At 69.9% G+C, this 14,079-nt stretch carries 12 protein-coding genes; 9 read left to right on the plus strand and 3 right to left on the minus strand.

The window, feature by feature from the left end; all coding sequences use genetic code 11:
- Positions 1-172: 172 nt before the first annotated feature.
- Positions 173-1,102 carry a Ppx/GppA family phosphatase gene (locus NBG84_RS36960; protein ID WP_250924091.1) on the minus strand — a complete coding sequence of 310 codons (930 nt, stop codon included), beginning with the start codon at positions 1,100-1,102 and terminating at the stop codon, positions 173-175.
- A 40-nt stretch (positions 1,103-1,142) separates the two neighbouring features.
- On the opposite strand from NBG84_RS36960, the gene NBG84_RS36965 reads away from it, so the two are divergent.
- Positions 1,143-2,018: a DUF3109 family protein gene (locus NBG84_RS36965; protein ID WP_250924092.1), complete on the plus strand. Its 876-nt coding sequence runs from the start codon at positions 1,143-1,145 to the stop codon at positions 2,016-2,018.
- Between the two features lie 273 nt (positions 2,019-2,291).
- On the opposite strand, the gene NBG84_RS36970 is transcribed toward NBG84_RS36965, so the two are convergent.
- Positions 2,292-3,926 carry a BACON domain-containing protein gene (locus NBG84_RS36970; RefSeq protein WP_250924093.1) on the minus strand — a complete coding sequence of 545 codons (1,635 nt, stop codon included), beginning with the start codon at positions 3,924-3,926 and terminating at the stop codon, positions 2,292-2,294.
- 311 nt (positions 3,927-4,237) lie between these two features.
- Between NBG84_RS36970 and radA the strand changes: the two genes are divergently transcribed.
- Both radA and disA read left to right on the plus strand, forming a co-directional pair.
- A complete protein-coding gene (gene radA, locus NBG84_RS36975) occupies positions 4,238-5,731 on the plus strand; it encodes a DNA repair protein RadA (protein ID WP_250924094.1) in 1,494 nt (497 codons plus the stop codon).
- A 44-nt stretch (positions 5,732-5,775) separates the two neighbouring features.
- On the plus strand, positions 5,776-6,900 hold the full coding sequence (disA, locus tag NBG84_RS36980; protein WP_250924095.1) for a DNA integrity scanning diadenylate cyclase DisA: 1,125 nt from the start codon (positions 5,776-5,778) through the stop codon (positions 6,898-6,900).
- A gap of 330 nt (positions 6,901-7,230) precedes the next feature.
- On the opposite strand, the gene NBG84_RS36985 is transcribed toward disA, so the two are convergent.
- Complete coding sequence (locus tag NBG84_RS36985) at positions 7,231-8,070, minus strand: hypothetical protein (RefSeq protein WP_250924096.1); 840 nt, start codon at positions 8,068-8,070, stop codon at positions 7,231-7,233.
- A gap of 176 nt (positions 8,071-8,246) precedes the next feature.
- Here NBG84_RS36985 and NBG84_RS36990 point away from each other — a divergent pair, with 176 nt between their 5' ends.
- The 6 genes from NBG84_RS36990 to cseC all read left to right on the plus strand — a co-directional run bounded on the left by NBG84_RS36990 (position 8,247) and on the right by cseC (position 13,704).
- Positions 8,247-8,882 (plus strand): phosphatase PAP2 family protein, encoded by a 636-nt coding sequence (locus NBG84_RS36990; protein ID WP_250924097.1) that lies wholly within the window; start codon positions 8,247-8,249, stop codon positions 8,880-8,882.
- Positions 8,883-9,181: 299 nt separating this feature from the next.
- Positions 9,182-10,087, plus strand: coding sequence for an HhH-GPD family protein (locus tag NBG84_RS36995; protein WP_250924098.1), 906 nt, complete (start codon positions 9,182-9,184; stop codon positions 10,085-10,087).
- Between the two features lie 172 nt (positions 10,088-10,259).
- A complete protein-coding gene (locus NBG84_RS37000; protein ID WP_250924099.1) occupies positions 10,260-10,934 on the plus strand; it encodes a SigE family RNA polymerase sigma factor in 675 nt (224 codons plus the stop codon).
- Positions 10,922-11,611: a hypothetical protein gene (locus NBG84_RS37005; RefSeq protein WP_308312155.1), complete on the plus strand. Its 690-nt coding sequence runs from the start codon at positions 10,922-10,924 to the stop codon at positions 11,609-11,611. Before NBG84_RS37000 ends, NBG84_RS37005 begins: the two co-directional genes overlap by 13 nt.
- Positions 11,612-11,620: 9 nt before the next feature.
- Positions 11,621-12,316: a two-component system response regulator CseB gene (gene cseB, locus NBG84_RS37010; protein WP_250924100.1), complete on the plus strand. Its 696-nt coding sequence runs from the start codon at positions 11,621-11,623 to the stop codon at positions 12,314-12,316.
- A complete protein-coding gene (gene cseC / locus NBG84_RS37015; protein ID WP_250924101.1) occupies positions 12,313-13,704 on the plus strand; it encodes a two-component system sensor histidine kinase CseC in 1,392 nt (463 codons plus the stop codon). Before cseB ends, cseC begins: the two co-directional genes overlap by 4 nt.
- Positions 13,705-14,079: the final 375 nt, after the last annotated feature.

Here is a 14,079-nt window from a genome sequence, read left to right on the forward strand (position 1 = left end):
GGGGCAGAGCACCGAAAAGGAGCACGGGTCGGGAGCGGGGCCACAGGGCTGAAGCACCTGGAGCTGAAGCACGGACGTGGAGCGGGCCATGGAGATGCGCACGGTTGTGGAGCGGGGCCGTAGAGCCGGAGCCCGTACGGCCGAGGGTTTCCGCACCGGGAAGGGCGAGCGGTCAACCGACCGGGAGGTGATCCAACTGCCGCAGGATCACCCCCTCGCGCAACGCCCAGGGGCAGATCTCCAACGCCTCCGCGCCAAAGAGGTCCATCGCGCCCTCCGCGACCAGGGCGCCCGCCAGCAGCTGACGGGCCCGGCCCACCGCCACCCCGGGGAGCGCGGCACGCTGGTCGATGGTCATCTCGGCGAGTTTGGGCACCCACTCCTGGAGCGATTTCCGGGTCAGCTCCCGTTGGACGTAGAGCCCCTCCGCGTCACGGGCGGCTCCGGCGATCCGGGCCAACTGCTTGAAGGTCTTGGAGGTCGCCACTATGTGGTCCGGCTTGCCGAACCGACTGAATTCACCCACGGTACGAGCGATTTCCGCGCGCACATGGCGGCGCAGGGCCCGTACGTCCTCAGGGGTGGGCGGATCCCCCGGCAGGCTGCTGGTGAGGCGGCCGGCTCCGAGCGGCAGCGAGACCGCCGCGTCGGGCTCCTCATCGATGCCGTAGGCGATCTCAAGCGAGCCGCCCCCGATGTCGATGACCAGCAGTTTGCCCGCGGACCAGCCAAACCAGCGGCGGGCGGCGAGGAAGGTGAGCCGTGCCTCCTCCTCACCGGTCAGCACCTGGAGGTTCACTTCGGTCGCCGCCCTGACCTGGGACAGCACCCAGTCGGCGTTGGTGGCTTCGCGTACGGCGGACGTGGCGAAGCTGAGCACCTGCTCGCAGCCTTTGTCCTCGGCGGCCTGGACCGCCTTGTGCAGCGTGTTGATCAAATGGTCGACGCCGTCGGGGCCGATCGCACCCTTGTCATCAAGGAGTTCGGCAAGTCGCAACTCCTCCTTGTGCGAGTGCGCGGGCAGCGGGCGGGCGCCGGGGTGCGCGTCCACTACCAGCAGATGCACCGTGTTCGAACCGACGTCGAGGACTCCGAGTCTCATGGACCGAACGCTACTGCGGTCTCGGACATACCCTTGGCTTGTGGCAAAGACGAAAAAGGCGAAGCAGGGCAAAGCGCATCCCCCGCTACCAAAGAACGCACAGGGCGACGAGAAGGGGCTCAACTTTCCGCGCGCCTGGGTGGAGTTCCCCGATCCCGCCGACGACGACCAGGTCTTCCGGTGCGATCTGACCTGGCTGACTTCCCGTTGGACCTGCATTTTCGGCAGTGGTTGCCAGGGGATTCAGGCAGGGCGCGCCGACGACGGCTGCTGCACCCTGGGTGCGCACTTCTCCGACGAGGAGGACGAGAAGCGGGTCGCCGAGCATGTGGCGCGCCTCACTCCGGACCTCTGGCAGTTCCATGACGTGGGCATGGAGAGCGGATGGATCGAAGTGAACGAGGAGGAGGACGATGAAGACGATGGAGACGATGAGAAAGAGGTAGAAGAGGCAGGGGAGGAAGAAGCGGAAGACGGCGGAGGGCGCCAGACCCGACGCTGGAAGGGGTCCTGCATCTTCCAGAACCGCCCGGGGTTCAAGGGCGGTGCCGGGTGCTCCCTGCACATCCTCGCGCTGAGCGAAGGGCGCGAGCCGCTGGAGACCAAGCCCGATGTCTGCTGGCAACTGCCGGTGCGGCGGACATACGACTGGATCGAGCGGCCGGATGACACCAAGGTGCTCCAGATCTCCATCGGGGAGTACGACCGCAGGGGGTGGGGGCCCGGCGGCCACGATCTGCACTGGTGGTGCACCTCGGCGACGTCGGCGCATGGGGCGGGCCAGCCGGTCTATGTGACGTACCGGCCGGAGCTGACCGAGCTGATGGGCAAGAAGGGGTACGACGCCCTGGTGGGGCTGTGTGAAGCCCGGCTCGCCTCACAGCTGCCGCTACTGGCCCCCCACCCGGCGGACTGACGGCCCGGAAGCAGAGCTGTAGGGGGCGGGCCTACGGGGCTCGGGTGCCAAGTGCCCTTCCTGTGCGTCTCCAGCACCCCCCTGTACGCCTCCTGTGCTCAGGAACGTACGCACCCGAGCCCGCGGCACCCCCACCCGGTCCGCGCGCCGCCACCCGCGGATCCATGTCGTGGCGCTGCTGATCACGACATCAGCCCGTCGCGCGGGAGCCGACCCCCAGCGCGGCTGCCGCCGCCCAAGCGGGAGACCAGCGGGCCCATCCGCCGCGGTTCCTCAGGAGGGCGGCGGTGAGGGCTCCGGGGATGAGGGCGGTGGGGTGGTCGTCGGCTCGGGATGTTCCGGTGTCGGCGAAGGGGTCGGCGACGGCGGTTCGGGACTGGGCGAGGGGGACGCGGACGGGGTCGGCGAAGGAGCCGGAGGGGTGGGCGGAGCGGTTGCGCCGTGCCCCTCGATCTCCACCACGGCTCCCGCCGGGTCCACCCCCACTCTGGCCCGCCACGCCCCCGCCGGCTCCCTCGCCGCGTCGACCAAGACGGTGAGCGTGATCGACTCCCCCGGTCCCAGCGTCCCTGAGGTCTGGCTCACAGACAGCCAAGGCGCCGACACCCATACCGACCACCGCACCGGGCCGCCGCCGGTCTCACGCAGCGTGATCTCGGTCGCGCTGCCCACTGGCTGCGCCTGGACGGCGAGCCGTCCGGGACCCGGGTGCCCCGAGGTGGCCGAAGCTGAGGGCGGGCCGGTGCTGATGACCTCGACGGTGACATCGAGGGAGTGCGAGTCGGGGGTACGGCCATCGCGCCGGTCCTCGGCTCTGCCCGCGCCCTCGTAGCGGTCATAGGGATCGCCCGCGAGCTCCCGGTCCCCCTCCGCCTCGGTCGCACTGACCGAGGAACCACCCGCGCGGCCCTCCCCCGTCAGCGGTGCACCGCGGTACGCCGCCCAGAGCGCGAGCACCGGTGCGGCCACGACCGTCGCCACCACAGTGGTCGTCACCGCGCGGGCCCGCATCCGGTGCCGGCGGGCGGCATGGTCCTTGGGGTCCATCGGAAAGCCGGCCGACCCGAAGCGGAGCGTCCCCGACCGGGCCCGGGGGAGCTGACGCATCGCTCGGTAGACGGCCGCCCGGGGCGCCTGGACCATGGGAAGGGTGGCCGGCGTTGTCGAGCCGGGCCACGGCCCCCGTGCGTCCGCCCGCTCGGCGGCCCGACGGCAGTGGGGACAGTCATCGACGTGCCGGACCAGTTCGGTGCGGAGCGCGGCCGAGAGCAGAACACGGTGGTCACCGGTGAGCCGAGCGATCGAGGGGCAGTCCCCGATGTCGACGACGGCGAGGGCGGCGCGGGTGCGCTCCACTTCGCAGGCGGCCGCGGCGAGGAGCTCGCGGGCGCCCGCGGCATCGAGTCCAAGCACCGCGGCGACTTCCTGGGGGCTCAGTCCGTGCCGTACGGCGAGTTCCAGCGCCTCGCGCTGCTCGGGGGAGGTGCCGGCCGCTTCCGGCCAGGCCAGAAGGGCCAGCTCGGCCCGACGCTGTTCGGCGATCTGGGCCGGAACCGGAGGCCGCTGCTCCGAGGCGACCGGCCGGCCGGTGTGCGCACCCGACCGGGCGCGTCGACGCTCGGTCAGCCCGCGCAGGCACGCCCATCTGGCCAGTGCGTACAACCAGGCGGTACGTGCGGGCCCGGGCGCCGGGCAGCGCCCGCGGTGCCGTTCGGCGGTGGCGAGCACCTCGGCAACGAGCACGGTCGCCGCGTCGTGCTCGCAGACCGCGGAGAGGCAGTAGGTGAACAGCCCGTCGAGGTAGGGCTCATAGCGCGCCGACGGCTGCTGCGGGGCAGTCCGCGGGGCACGACGGTACGCCCGGTGTCCGCCGGTGTTCTGCGTAGGTGGCTCCAGACCGCTGCTCATCACGCCGCGACCGTAGGCGTACGCCAACATCCGGTTCGTACCACTTGAGCACTTTTAATCCTTACGGGTGAACAGTTCGCTCGAAGGGGGACAGGAACTGTTAATTCCGCTCCGATTGGACTGGTGCATTCAGGTGATTCACGAGCGAATAACGGGAAACCAGTGCGCCGTGGAAGCTCATCGGCATGCGGCCCGGGCGGGCCGAGCCGACGGAGTTCCACCGGGTGGATCACCTCTGTTTCGAGCACCACCATCGATGTGGGCCGACCTCGCCGAGCCGCGATGTCAGTGGGTGGCGCTACGGTCTCCGCATGGCTGCCCGTACGAAATCCGCTAAGGACCGGCCGTCCTACCGCTGCACCGAGTGTGGCTGGACCACCGCCAAATGGCTTGGTCGCTGCCCTGAGTGCCAGGCCTGGGGGACGGTCGACGAGTACGGCGGAGCGCCAGCGGTGCGCACCACCGCTGCCGGGCGGGTCTCCACGGCAGCCCTGCCCATCGGCCAGGTCGACAGCCGGCAGGCCACCGCCCGCTCGACCGGGGTCCCCGAGCTCGACCGGGTTCTCGGCGGTGGGCTGGTGCCGGGGGCCGTGGTGCTGCTCGCCGGTGAGCCGGGGGTCGGCAAGTCCACCCTGCTGCTGGATGTCGCGGCCAAGGCGGCCAGCGAGGACCATCCCACCCTCTATGTCACCGCCGAGGAGTCCGCGAGTCAGGTCCGGCTGCGCGCCGATCGGATCAAGGCGCTGCACGACCATCTCTTTCTCGCCGCGGAGACCAATCTCGCCTCCGTGCTGGGCCATCTGGACGCGGTGAAGCCGTCCCTGCTGATCCTTGACTCGGTGCAGACCGTCGCATCACCGGAGATCGACGGCGCCCCGGGCGGCATGGCCCAGGTCCGCGAGGTGGCGGGAGCGCTGATCCGTGCGTCCAAGGAGCGCGGCATGTCCACGCTGCTGGTCGGCCATGTCACCAAGGACGGCGCGATCGCCGGGCCCCGGCTGCTGGAGCACCTGGTCGACGTCGTGCTGTCCTTCGAGGGTGACCGTCACGCTCGGCTCCGACTGGTCCGCGGTGTGAAGAACCGCTACGGAGCGACGGACGAGGTCGGTTGTTTTGAACTGCACGATGAAGGCATCACGGGCCTCGCCGATCCATCGGGGCTCTTCCTGACCCGCCGGGACGCACCCGTACCCGGCACCTGCCTGACGGTCACCCTGGAAGGGCGCCGCCCGCTGGTCGCCGAGGTGCAGGCGCTGACGGTCGACTCCCAGATCCCTTCACCCCGGCGCACCACATCCGGTCTTGAGACCTCCCGGGTCTCCATGATGCTCGCGGTGCTGGAGCAGCGCGGCAAGATCACCGCGCTCGGCAAGCGGGACATCTACAGCGCCACCGTCGGCGGGGTGAAGCTCTCCGAGCCCGCCGCGGATCTGGCGATCGCCCTGGCCTTGGCATCGGCCGCGAGCGACACCCCGCTGCCCAAGAACCTCGTCGCCATCGGCGAGGTGGGACTCGCCGGCGAGGTGAGACGGGTCACCGGTGTGCAGCGCCGTTTGGCCGAGGCGTATCGTCTCGGTTTTACCCAAGCCCTTGTCCCCAGCGACCCCGGCAAGATCCCCACTGGGATGAAAGTGACGGAAGTGGCAACCCTCGGGGATGCGCTCAGAGTGCTTCCCCAGGGTCGGCAGAGAAGCGGTAGTAGGGCCTCCGGGGAAGGGGAATCGGGTGCTCCCGTGAGCCCGCCGCGGAGAGCTCCAAGCAAAGAGCGGGCGGACGCCCCACGGGACGGCGACCTACGCCGGTAGACTTTGCCCTGGTCTCGCCCACCCGTACGAGCCGGAGGAGTGCAGTGGCAGCCAACGACCGGGCATCAGCATCCGGAAAGTCCGGCGCGGGCTCCCGCATCGAAGCACTGATCCGTGCCGCCCTGAGCGCGGTAGCCCCAGGCACCGCACTGCGCGATGGCCTGGAGCGCATCCTCCGCGGCAACACCGGGGGACTGATCGTCCTCGGCATGGACAAGACCGTGGAGTCGATGTGTACGGGCGGGTTCGTGCTCGATGTCGAGTTCACCTCCACCCGCCTGCGCGAGCTGTGCAAGTTGGACGGCGCGCTCATCCTCGACAAGGACATCACCAAGATCCTGCGCGCCGGCGTACAGCTGGTTCCGGACGCGTCGATCCACACCGAAGAGACGGGCACCCGTCACCGTACGGCGGACCGGGTCTCCAAGCAGTGCGGATTCCCCGTGGTCTCGGTCTCCCAGTCGATGCGACTGATCGCGTTGTACGTGGACGGGGAGCGCCGGGTGCTGGAGGAGTCATCGGCGATCCTGTCCCGCGCGAATCAGGCGCTCGCCACCCTGGAGCGCTACAAGCTCCGGCTCGACGAGGTCGCGGGCACGCTCTCCGCATTGGAGATCGAGGACCTGGTCACCGTCCGTGATGTGACGGCCGTGGCACAGCGGCTGGAGATGGTCCGACGCATCGCCACCGAGATCGCCGAGTACGTGGTGGAGTTGGGCACCGACGGCCGACTGCTCTCGCTCCAGCTCGATGAGTTGATCGCGGGTGTGGAGCCGGAGCGCGAGCTGGTGGTGCGCGACTACGTACCGGAGCCGACCGCCAAGCGATCACGTACCGTCGATGAGGCACTCGCCGAGCTGGACGCCCTCACCCATACCGAGCTGCTGGAACTGCCCATAGTGGCCCGGGCGCTGGGATACAGCGGCTCTCCGGAGACCTTGGACTCCGCGGTCTCACCGCGCGGCTACCGGCTGCTCGCGAAGGTGCCGCGCCTACCCGGCGCGATCATCGAACGGCTTGTCGAGCACTTCGGCGGGCTTCAGAAGCTACTCGCCGCAAGCGTTGACGATCTTCAGACGGTGGACGGGGTGGGCGAAGCACGGGCCCGCAGCGTTCGGGAAGGTCTCTCCCGGCTTGCGGAGTCCTCCATCCTGGAGCGGTACGTCTGAACCAAGGGACCGGGCCTCTGGCGAGTTGCCGGGTTCCGGTCAGATCGGCAGCGAGCGAGCCCTACCGGCTGGCTCGCTCCGTCTCGTCGGGGGCGGTCGCTGTTCCTCCTGTGTCAGCCGGCCGCCAGCGACGCCGTTCGACGGGGTCGCCCGGGCCTCACGCGGCGGGCGGCTAGGCGCTGATCTCCGGCCGGTCGACGGCAGACCGCCGCAGAGGCGCGCGACACCGCTCAGGCCCCGCACAGCGGGTAGTCCCCTGGAGCGGTACCGGACGGTGCTGGGCGGTACCGCACGGTCGGTGTGCCCAGTCCCTCTCCCGCCGGGGTGTGCCTAGTCCTTCTCCAGCCGGAACGAAACCGGCAGCACGGTGGCTCCGGGGACGTCCGCCTCCACCAGATAGGTGCCAGCGGACGGGGCCCCGGCCGCTGGAGTCGCGCACCCCGGCTCGCTCCGCTTACGGTCCCACTCCACGGTGTGGGTGACCGACTGCCCGGCCGGCACCCTCAGCAGCAGAGGGCCGGCGGTCTTCGGGCAGTCCTTCGAGGACCAGACATCGTCGTCGCGGCTGTCCTTCACCGTCAGTACGGCCGCCTTGCGGCCGAAGTCCGCTTTGCAGGTCGTCGGCGACGTGTTGGTGGCGCTCAACTGGAAGGAGGGCTTCTCCCCCAGCTCGTAGGAGACTTTAAGACTGCGCAGGGTCAACTTCAGGTCGGATGGCGCGCAGTTGGGCAAGCTGGAATCGGCGGGAACCCGCTGACCCGACACACCGCCGGTGCCACCGGAGCCATTGCTTCCACCAGCACCCTGCCCACCCGTACCGGCTCCGCCGCCCGTACCGCCGCCGTCCGTACCATCACTCCCGCCGGAGCCGGGACCGGAGCCCGGACCGGAACCCGGTTCGGAGCCGGCACCGGAGCTGGCAGCCGAACTCTCGCGCCCCCCGGGCTGTCCACTGATCGCAGGGCCGGACTGGGACGGCCCCGGGGTGATCGAAGGGGCCGGCGTGGTAGTGCCGTTGGCACTGTCGTCCTTGCCCCCATCGCCTCCGCCCGAGGTGATGGCCCAGAGCGTCAGCACCAGGAGCAGCGCGGCCAGCGACAGCGCTACAGCCCTCCGTCGCCAGTAGATGGAGGAGGGGAGCGGCCCGATCGGATTGCGCAGAGATCCCACGCATCAAACTGTACGAGAGATCACGGCCAACTCCGGCCCTACCCGCCGCCTACTTCCGAAGTTCTACGGATCATCATCACGGAACCCCGCCCTCCGGGTGCTGGATTCGGGGCGGACGTCCGGATCGGCAACCGGGCAGGATCGCATGACGGCCCACCAGGTACGGTCCTTGAACCATGGACAGCAGCATGACCCGCGGTCTCTACCGCGATATCACCGACTTTGCCCATTCCACCCCCGTCTGGTTCCAGAAGCTGGCCGAGATCTGGACCGAACTGGGGCTATTGCTCTTCGGGGCACTCTTTCTCGTCGCCTGGTGGCGGGCACGCGGCGGCAGTTCACAGGCCATAGCCGTGGCCGTGCTCGCCCCGCTCGCCACCGCGGCCGGCTATGTGATCAGCGAGTCGTTCAAGTCGGTGGTCGACGAGGAGCGGCCCTGCCGCACGGTGGTGGACGCGGCGGCCTCACTCGTCCCCTGCCCGCCGACCGGTGACTGGTCCTTCCCCAGCAACCACGCCTCCATCGCGGGAGCCGCCGCGATCGCCCTGGCGCTCGCCTGGCCCCGGATCGCCCTCCTGACCGTGCCGATGGCCCTGCTGATGGCGTTCTCCCGAGTCTTCGTCGGAGTGCACTACCCCCACGATGTGATGGTCGGGCTCGTCCTCGGTGCCGTGGTCGCGGTGGTGTTCATCCTGGTGCTGCGCCGACCGGCTCAGTCCCTGTTCACGACCATGCGTACCAGCCGTACGGGAGTGGTGGTCTGGTTCGCCGGCCCGGGAGCCGCCCTGGAGTCGGGACGACACCGCAAGTGAGCCAGGCGGCCGAGAAACCGCGATGAACAGAGCGGGACCGGCGGCCGGACAGGTCGGGGCGGGTGCGGCACCCCGTCCGCCCCCAGCCGCGCCCACGGTTATCCGCCGGGACGAGAAAGGCCGAAAGTCACCCTCGTAGGCCGTAAACCGAAGGTCCTACGAGGGCGGTGGACCCGGCCCTCACCGCACCGGGGCCGAGGCCTGGCCCCGCCACTCCGGTACACCCTCTGGGCCGCTCGGCCCATGCCCCGGAGCGGATGCGCCCCCCACTCGCCGGGACATGCCAGGATCGGGGTGCCATGACTGACACCACCACAGCCCTCGCCCCCACCGACGCCGTATCCCTCCACGCCTCCGTCATCGCCTGGTTCGACGAGCACGCCCGCGATCTGCCGTGGCGTCGCCCCGAGGCAGGCGCCTGGGGCGTGATGGTCAGCGAGTTCATGCTCCAGCAGACCCCGGTCAGCCGGGTCCTTCCCGTGTACGAGCAGTGGCTGGCCCGCTGGCCGCGGCCCGCCGATCTGGCCGCCGAGGCGCCCGGTGAGGCCGTCCGCGCCTGGGGCAGACTCGGATACCCGCGCCGCGCCCTCCGTCTGCACGGCGCCGCGCAGGCAATAGCGGAGCGACACGGCGGCGATGTGCCCAGCGAGCACGCTCAACTGCTGGCACTGCCGGGAATCGGCGAGTACACGGCGGCGGCCGTGGCCTCCTTCGCGTACGGCCAGCGGCACACCGTCCTCGACACCAATGTGCGCAGGGTCTTCGCCCGGGCCGCGTCCGGCATCCAGTACCCGCCGACGGCGACGACCGCGGCCGAGCGCAGGCTCGCCCGGACGCTGCTCCCCGACGACCAGGAGACCGCGGCCCGCTGGGCGGCGGCGTCCATGGAACTCGGCGCGCTCGTCTGCACCGCCCGCAACGAGGACTGCGCCCGCTGCCCGATCGCCGGGCAGTGTGCCTGGCGGCTGGCCGGGAAGCCCGCCCATGAGGGCGCGGCCCGGCGCGGTCAGACCTATGCGGGCACCGACCGACAGGTCCGCGGCAAGCTCCTCGCCGTACTGCGCGCATCCACGGCCCCGGTGCCGCAGTCGGCGCTGGACGGGGTCTGGCACGAGCCGGTGCAGCGGGCGAGGGCGCTGGACGGCCTGGTCGCGGATGGTCTCGTAGAGCCCCTGGAGGATGGGACGTACCAACTCCCCAGCTAACCGAGCCCTGCCGGCTTCCCCCGACAACCAGCCCCGAAACGTCAGCTGTTACACAACTGATGGATGGCCGTGCGTCCGCCGAGGGCTGCTCCGCACAGGCCCGTGACAACCGCTCCGTAGCTTCTGATGCATACGGAACGCAGTGCTTGTCACGGGGACGGAGGCGGTTGATATGGCGCACGGCGAGGTGCTCGGATTTGAAGAGTACGTACGCAGCCGGCAGGAGGCTCTGCTCCGCAGCGCCCGGCGGTTGGTGCCCGACCCCATCGATGCCCAGGACCTCCTCCAGACCGCGCTGGCACGCACCTACGGCCGTTGGGACGGCATCGCGGACAAGTCACTCGCCGACGCCTATCTGCGCCGGGTGATGATCAATACGCGGACGGAGTGGTGGCGCGCCCGCAAGCTCGAAGAGGTTCCCACCGAGCAACTGCCCGACGCCCGGGTCGACGACGGCAGCGACCAGCGGGCCGACCGGGCCCAGCTGATGGACGCGCTGAAGGTGCTCGCGCCCAAGCAGCGCAGCGTGGTGGTACTGCGGCACTGGGAGCAGATGAGCACCGAGGAGACGGCTGCCGCACTGGGCATGTCGGCGGGTACGGTGAAGAGCACACTGCACCGGGCCCTGGCCAGGCTCCGTCAGGAGCTGGAACGCCAGGAGACCGAGCGCCAGGAGACCGAGGATCGCGAAACAGTAAACCGGGAACCGAACCGCCGTTTGGACCATCAGCCGCAGGGCCACGAACTGAGGGTGCCCGCCCAAGACCGCGGCGGGTTCCGCCAGGTGCGGTGCGGGGGCGGAAGTGACCGGTATGACGAACGGGAGCAGGAGCGGTGCGCGGCCTGAGAGGCCTGAAGACCGGGGAACACCCCGAGAGCGGACGCGGCGGAGGACGGCGAGCGGCGGGCGGCACAGCCGCCGCGGCCCTCGCCGCCTTCGGCATGTTCATGACCTCTTGCTCGGCCGGTGGCACCGGTGTGCAGGACGAGGGATCGGCGCATGCCGACAGCGCCAAGAGCCTTCCGTCGTCGAGCGCGCCCGCGGGCTACAAGAAGGGGACCGCGGTCAACCCCGTACTGCTGATCAAGGGTGACCCCAAGGTCAGCAAGCGGGTCAAGTCCGACCTCAAACCGTGCGGCAACGACTACCCGGTCGACACCTCGTACGGGAGCATCACCGGCGGAACGTCACCCGATGTGGTCGTCAATGTGATGAGCTGCGTCGATTCGGTGGGCGTCGGCACCTATGTGTACCGGATGAGCGGCGCGAAGTACGAGAATGTCTTCATGGCCGAAGAGCCCGCGGTCGTCTCCGCCATAGACCGGGGTGACCTCGTGGTCACCAAGCAGGTCTGGACGGAGAACGACCCGGCGGAGGAGCCGTCCGCCGAGGAAGTGACGACGTACCACTGGACGAGCGGAAAGTTCGTCCAACTGCACTGGGTCCGCAATGAGTACAGCGGCCCCGTCGACGGAGACGGCCTGCTCGCCACCGAGCCGCCGGACACATCGAGAGGGAACTGAGAGCGCCGGATGGCCGAGACACATGTGCTGTTCGTCGAGGACGACGATGTCATCCGGGAAGCGACCCAGCTGGCGCTGGAGCGCCAGGGATTCATGGTCACCGCGATGCCCGACGGGCTCCTGGGGCTGGAGGCCTTTCGTGCACAGCGCCCCGATATCGCCCTGCTCGATGTGATGGTGCCCGGGCTCGACGGGGTGAGCCTGTGCCGTCGTATCCGCGATGAGTCGACCGTGCCGGTGATCATGCTGTCAGCACGCGCCGACTCGATCGACGTGGTGCTCGGCCTGGAAGCGGGTGCGGACGACTACGTCACCAAACCCTTCGACGGGGCGGTGCTCGTCGCCCGCATCCGCGCCGTGCTGCGCCGCTTCGGCCACGCGGGCGGCGATGGTCTGGCGCTCGGGGGGCAGTCGCAGGGGGCCCTGCTGACCTTCGGTGAGCTGGAAGTGGACACGGAGGGCATGGAGGTACGCAAGGGGGGCGAACCGGTGGCGCTGACTCCGACGGAGATGCGGCTGCTGCTGGAGTTCTCGTCCGCGCCGGGCACCGTGCTCTCCCGGGACCGGCTCCTCGAACGGGTCTGGGAGTACGGCTGGGGCGGTGACACCCGAGTCGTGGACGTCCATGTGCAACGGCTGCGCACCAAGATCGGGCAGGACCGGATCGAGACGGTCCGCGGCTTCGGATACAAGCTCAAAGCATGAAGCGCCTTGCGCTGCGCACCGGAGTCCGTTGGAAGATCAGTGTGGCCATCGCTGCCGTGGGAGCCCTCATCGCCATGGCCCTGAGCCTGGTGGTCCACAACGCCGCCCGGGTCTCCATGCTGGACAACGCCCGCGATGTGCAGATGGAACGGGTCTCGATGGCCCAGCGGTGGCACGAGGCCTCCAAGAAGGGCGACCCGCGGTTCAACAGCAAGATCAATGACCCTGCCCTGCCCAAAGAGCTCCAGCGGCTCATGCGGGAGAAGCGGCGCGGCACCTTCGTGGAGGACAGCCACAACGGCTCACCGGTGATCTGGGCCGCCGTCCCGCTCTCCAACGGCGACGTTCTCTCCCTCCACAGCCGATTCGCCGGCCGCAGCGCCACTCTGCTCAAGGATCTCGACCAGGCCCTGATCATCGGCTCGGTCTCCGTCGTGCTCGCCGGCAGCGCTCTGGGCGTACTCATCGGCGGCCAGCTCTCCCGCCGGCTGCGGAAGGCGGCGGCCGCGGCGTCCAATGTGGCGGAGGGCAATACGGAGGTACGGGTACGCGATGCGATCGGCGGGTTCGTACGCGATGAGACCGACGATCTCGCACGGGCGATCGACGCGCTCACTGACGCGCTCCACTCCCGTATCGAAGCGGAGCGCCGCGTCACCGCGGACATCGCGCATGAGCTGCGGACACCGGTCACCGGGCTGCTGACCGCCGCGGAGCTGCTGCCCCCTGGCCGCCCGTCCGAACTCGTACGGGACCGTGCCCAGGCCATGCGGACCCTGGTGGAGGACGTACTGGAGGTGGCCAGGCTCGACAGCGCCTCTGAGCGGGCCGAGCTACAGGAGATAGCCCTCGGTGAGTTCGTCACCCGGCGGGTATCGGCACTCAACCCGAACGTGGCCGTCCAGGTCGTCCATGAATCCCGGGTGAACACCGACCCGCGGCGGCTGGAACGGATTCTGCTCAACCTTCTGACCAATGCCGTCAAGTACGGCGGGACCCCGGTCGAGGTCACGGTCGAGGGCCGCGTGGTCCGGGTGCGCGACCACGGCCCGGGCTTTCCGGAGGCCCTGCTACGGGAGGGGCCGAGCCGCTTTCGCACCGGAGCGAGCGACCGGGCCGGCACCGGCCACGGCCTGGGCCTCACCATCGCCTCGGGCCAGGCCCGGGTCCTGGGAGCCCGCCTCACCTTCCGCAACGCCGCTCCACCCGGCGCTCCTTCGCTGCCGGATGCCTCCCCGTCCGCGGGTGGTGGTGTTGCTGGCCCTGCCGGGGGAGCGATAGCGGTGCTCTGGCTGCCGGAGCACGCGCCAACGAGCAACGGGAGCTTTGCGGGGTTGCCGCAGTTGAGGTCGAGGGCTGTCCTCAATCGGCGGGGGGCGGCTCCTTGACGGGGGGTGCGTGTGGTCGGGGGTCTGGGCGCTTGGGCTGTGCGGCTTGGTGTTGGGTGTCCTCACCGGGGGTGGGGGGTCCGTCCTCAAGCGCCGGACGGGCTGAGGTTGCCCCTTGGCAGGGGGCTTGCCTCGGCGGGGGGCGCCTGGGGGCGAGGCCCTGGGCACAGGGGCTGTACGCCCCCGTCCTGGTCGTCCTCACCGGGGGTGAAGGGTTCCGTCCTCAATCGCCGGACGGGCTGAGGTTGCCCCTTGGCAGGGGGCTTGCCTCGGCGGGGGGGCGCCTATGGGCGAGGCCCTGGGCACAGTGAGGTTCCCCCGGGATGCGGGGGGTGGTGATAGCAGGTCAGATGGGTTTTATGAGAGGAACCCAGA

The organism is Streptomyces albipurpureus (genome assembly GCF_023701525.1).
Lineage (GTDB): Bacteria > Actinomycetota > Actinomycetes > Streptomycetales > Streptomycetaceae > Streptomyces > Streptomyces albipurpureus.

Bases quoted from the DNA above. Each gene is read 5' to 3' on its own strand.
- NBG84_RS36960 (WP_250924091.1), bottom strand. From the start codon at position 1,102: ATGAGACTCGGAGTCCTCGACGTCGGTTCGAACACGGTGCATCTGCTG.
- NBG84_RS36970 (WP_250924093.1), bottom strand. From the start codon at position 3,926: ATGAGCAGCGGTCTGGAGCCACCTACGCAGAACACCGGCGGACACCGG.
- radA (WP_250924094.1), top strand. From the start codon at position 4,238: ATGGCTGCCCGTACGAAATCCGCTAAGGACCGGCCGTCCTACCGCTGC.
- NBG84_RS36990 (WP_250924097.1), top strand. From the start codon at position 8,247: ATGGACAGCAGCATGACCCGCGGTCTCTACCGCGATATCACCGACTTT.
- NBG84_RS36995 (WP_250924098.1), top strand. From the start codon at position 9,182: ATGACTGACACCACCACAGCCCTCGCCCCCACCGACGCCGTATCCCTC.
- NBG84_RS37000 (WP_250924099.1), top strand. From the start codon at position 10,260: ATGGCGCACGGCGAGGTGCTCGGATTTGAAGAGTACGTACGCAGCCGG.
- cseB (WP_250924100.1), top strand. From the start codon at position 11,621: ATGGCCGAGACACATGTGCTGTTCGTCGAGGACGACGATGTCATCCGG.
- cseC (WP_250924101.1), top strand. From the start codon at position 12,313: ATGAAGCGCCTTGCGCTGCGCACCGGAGTCCGTTGGAAGATCAGTGTG.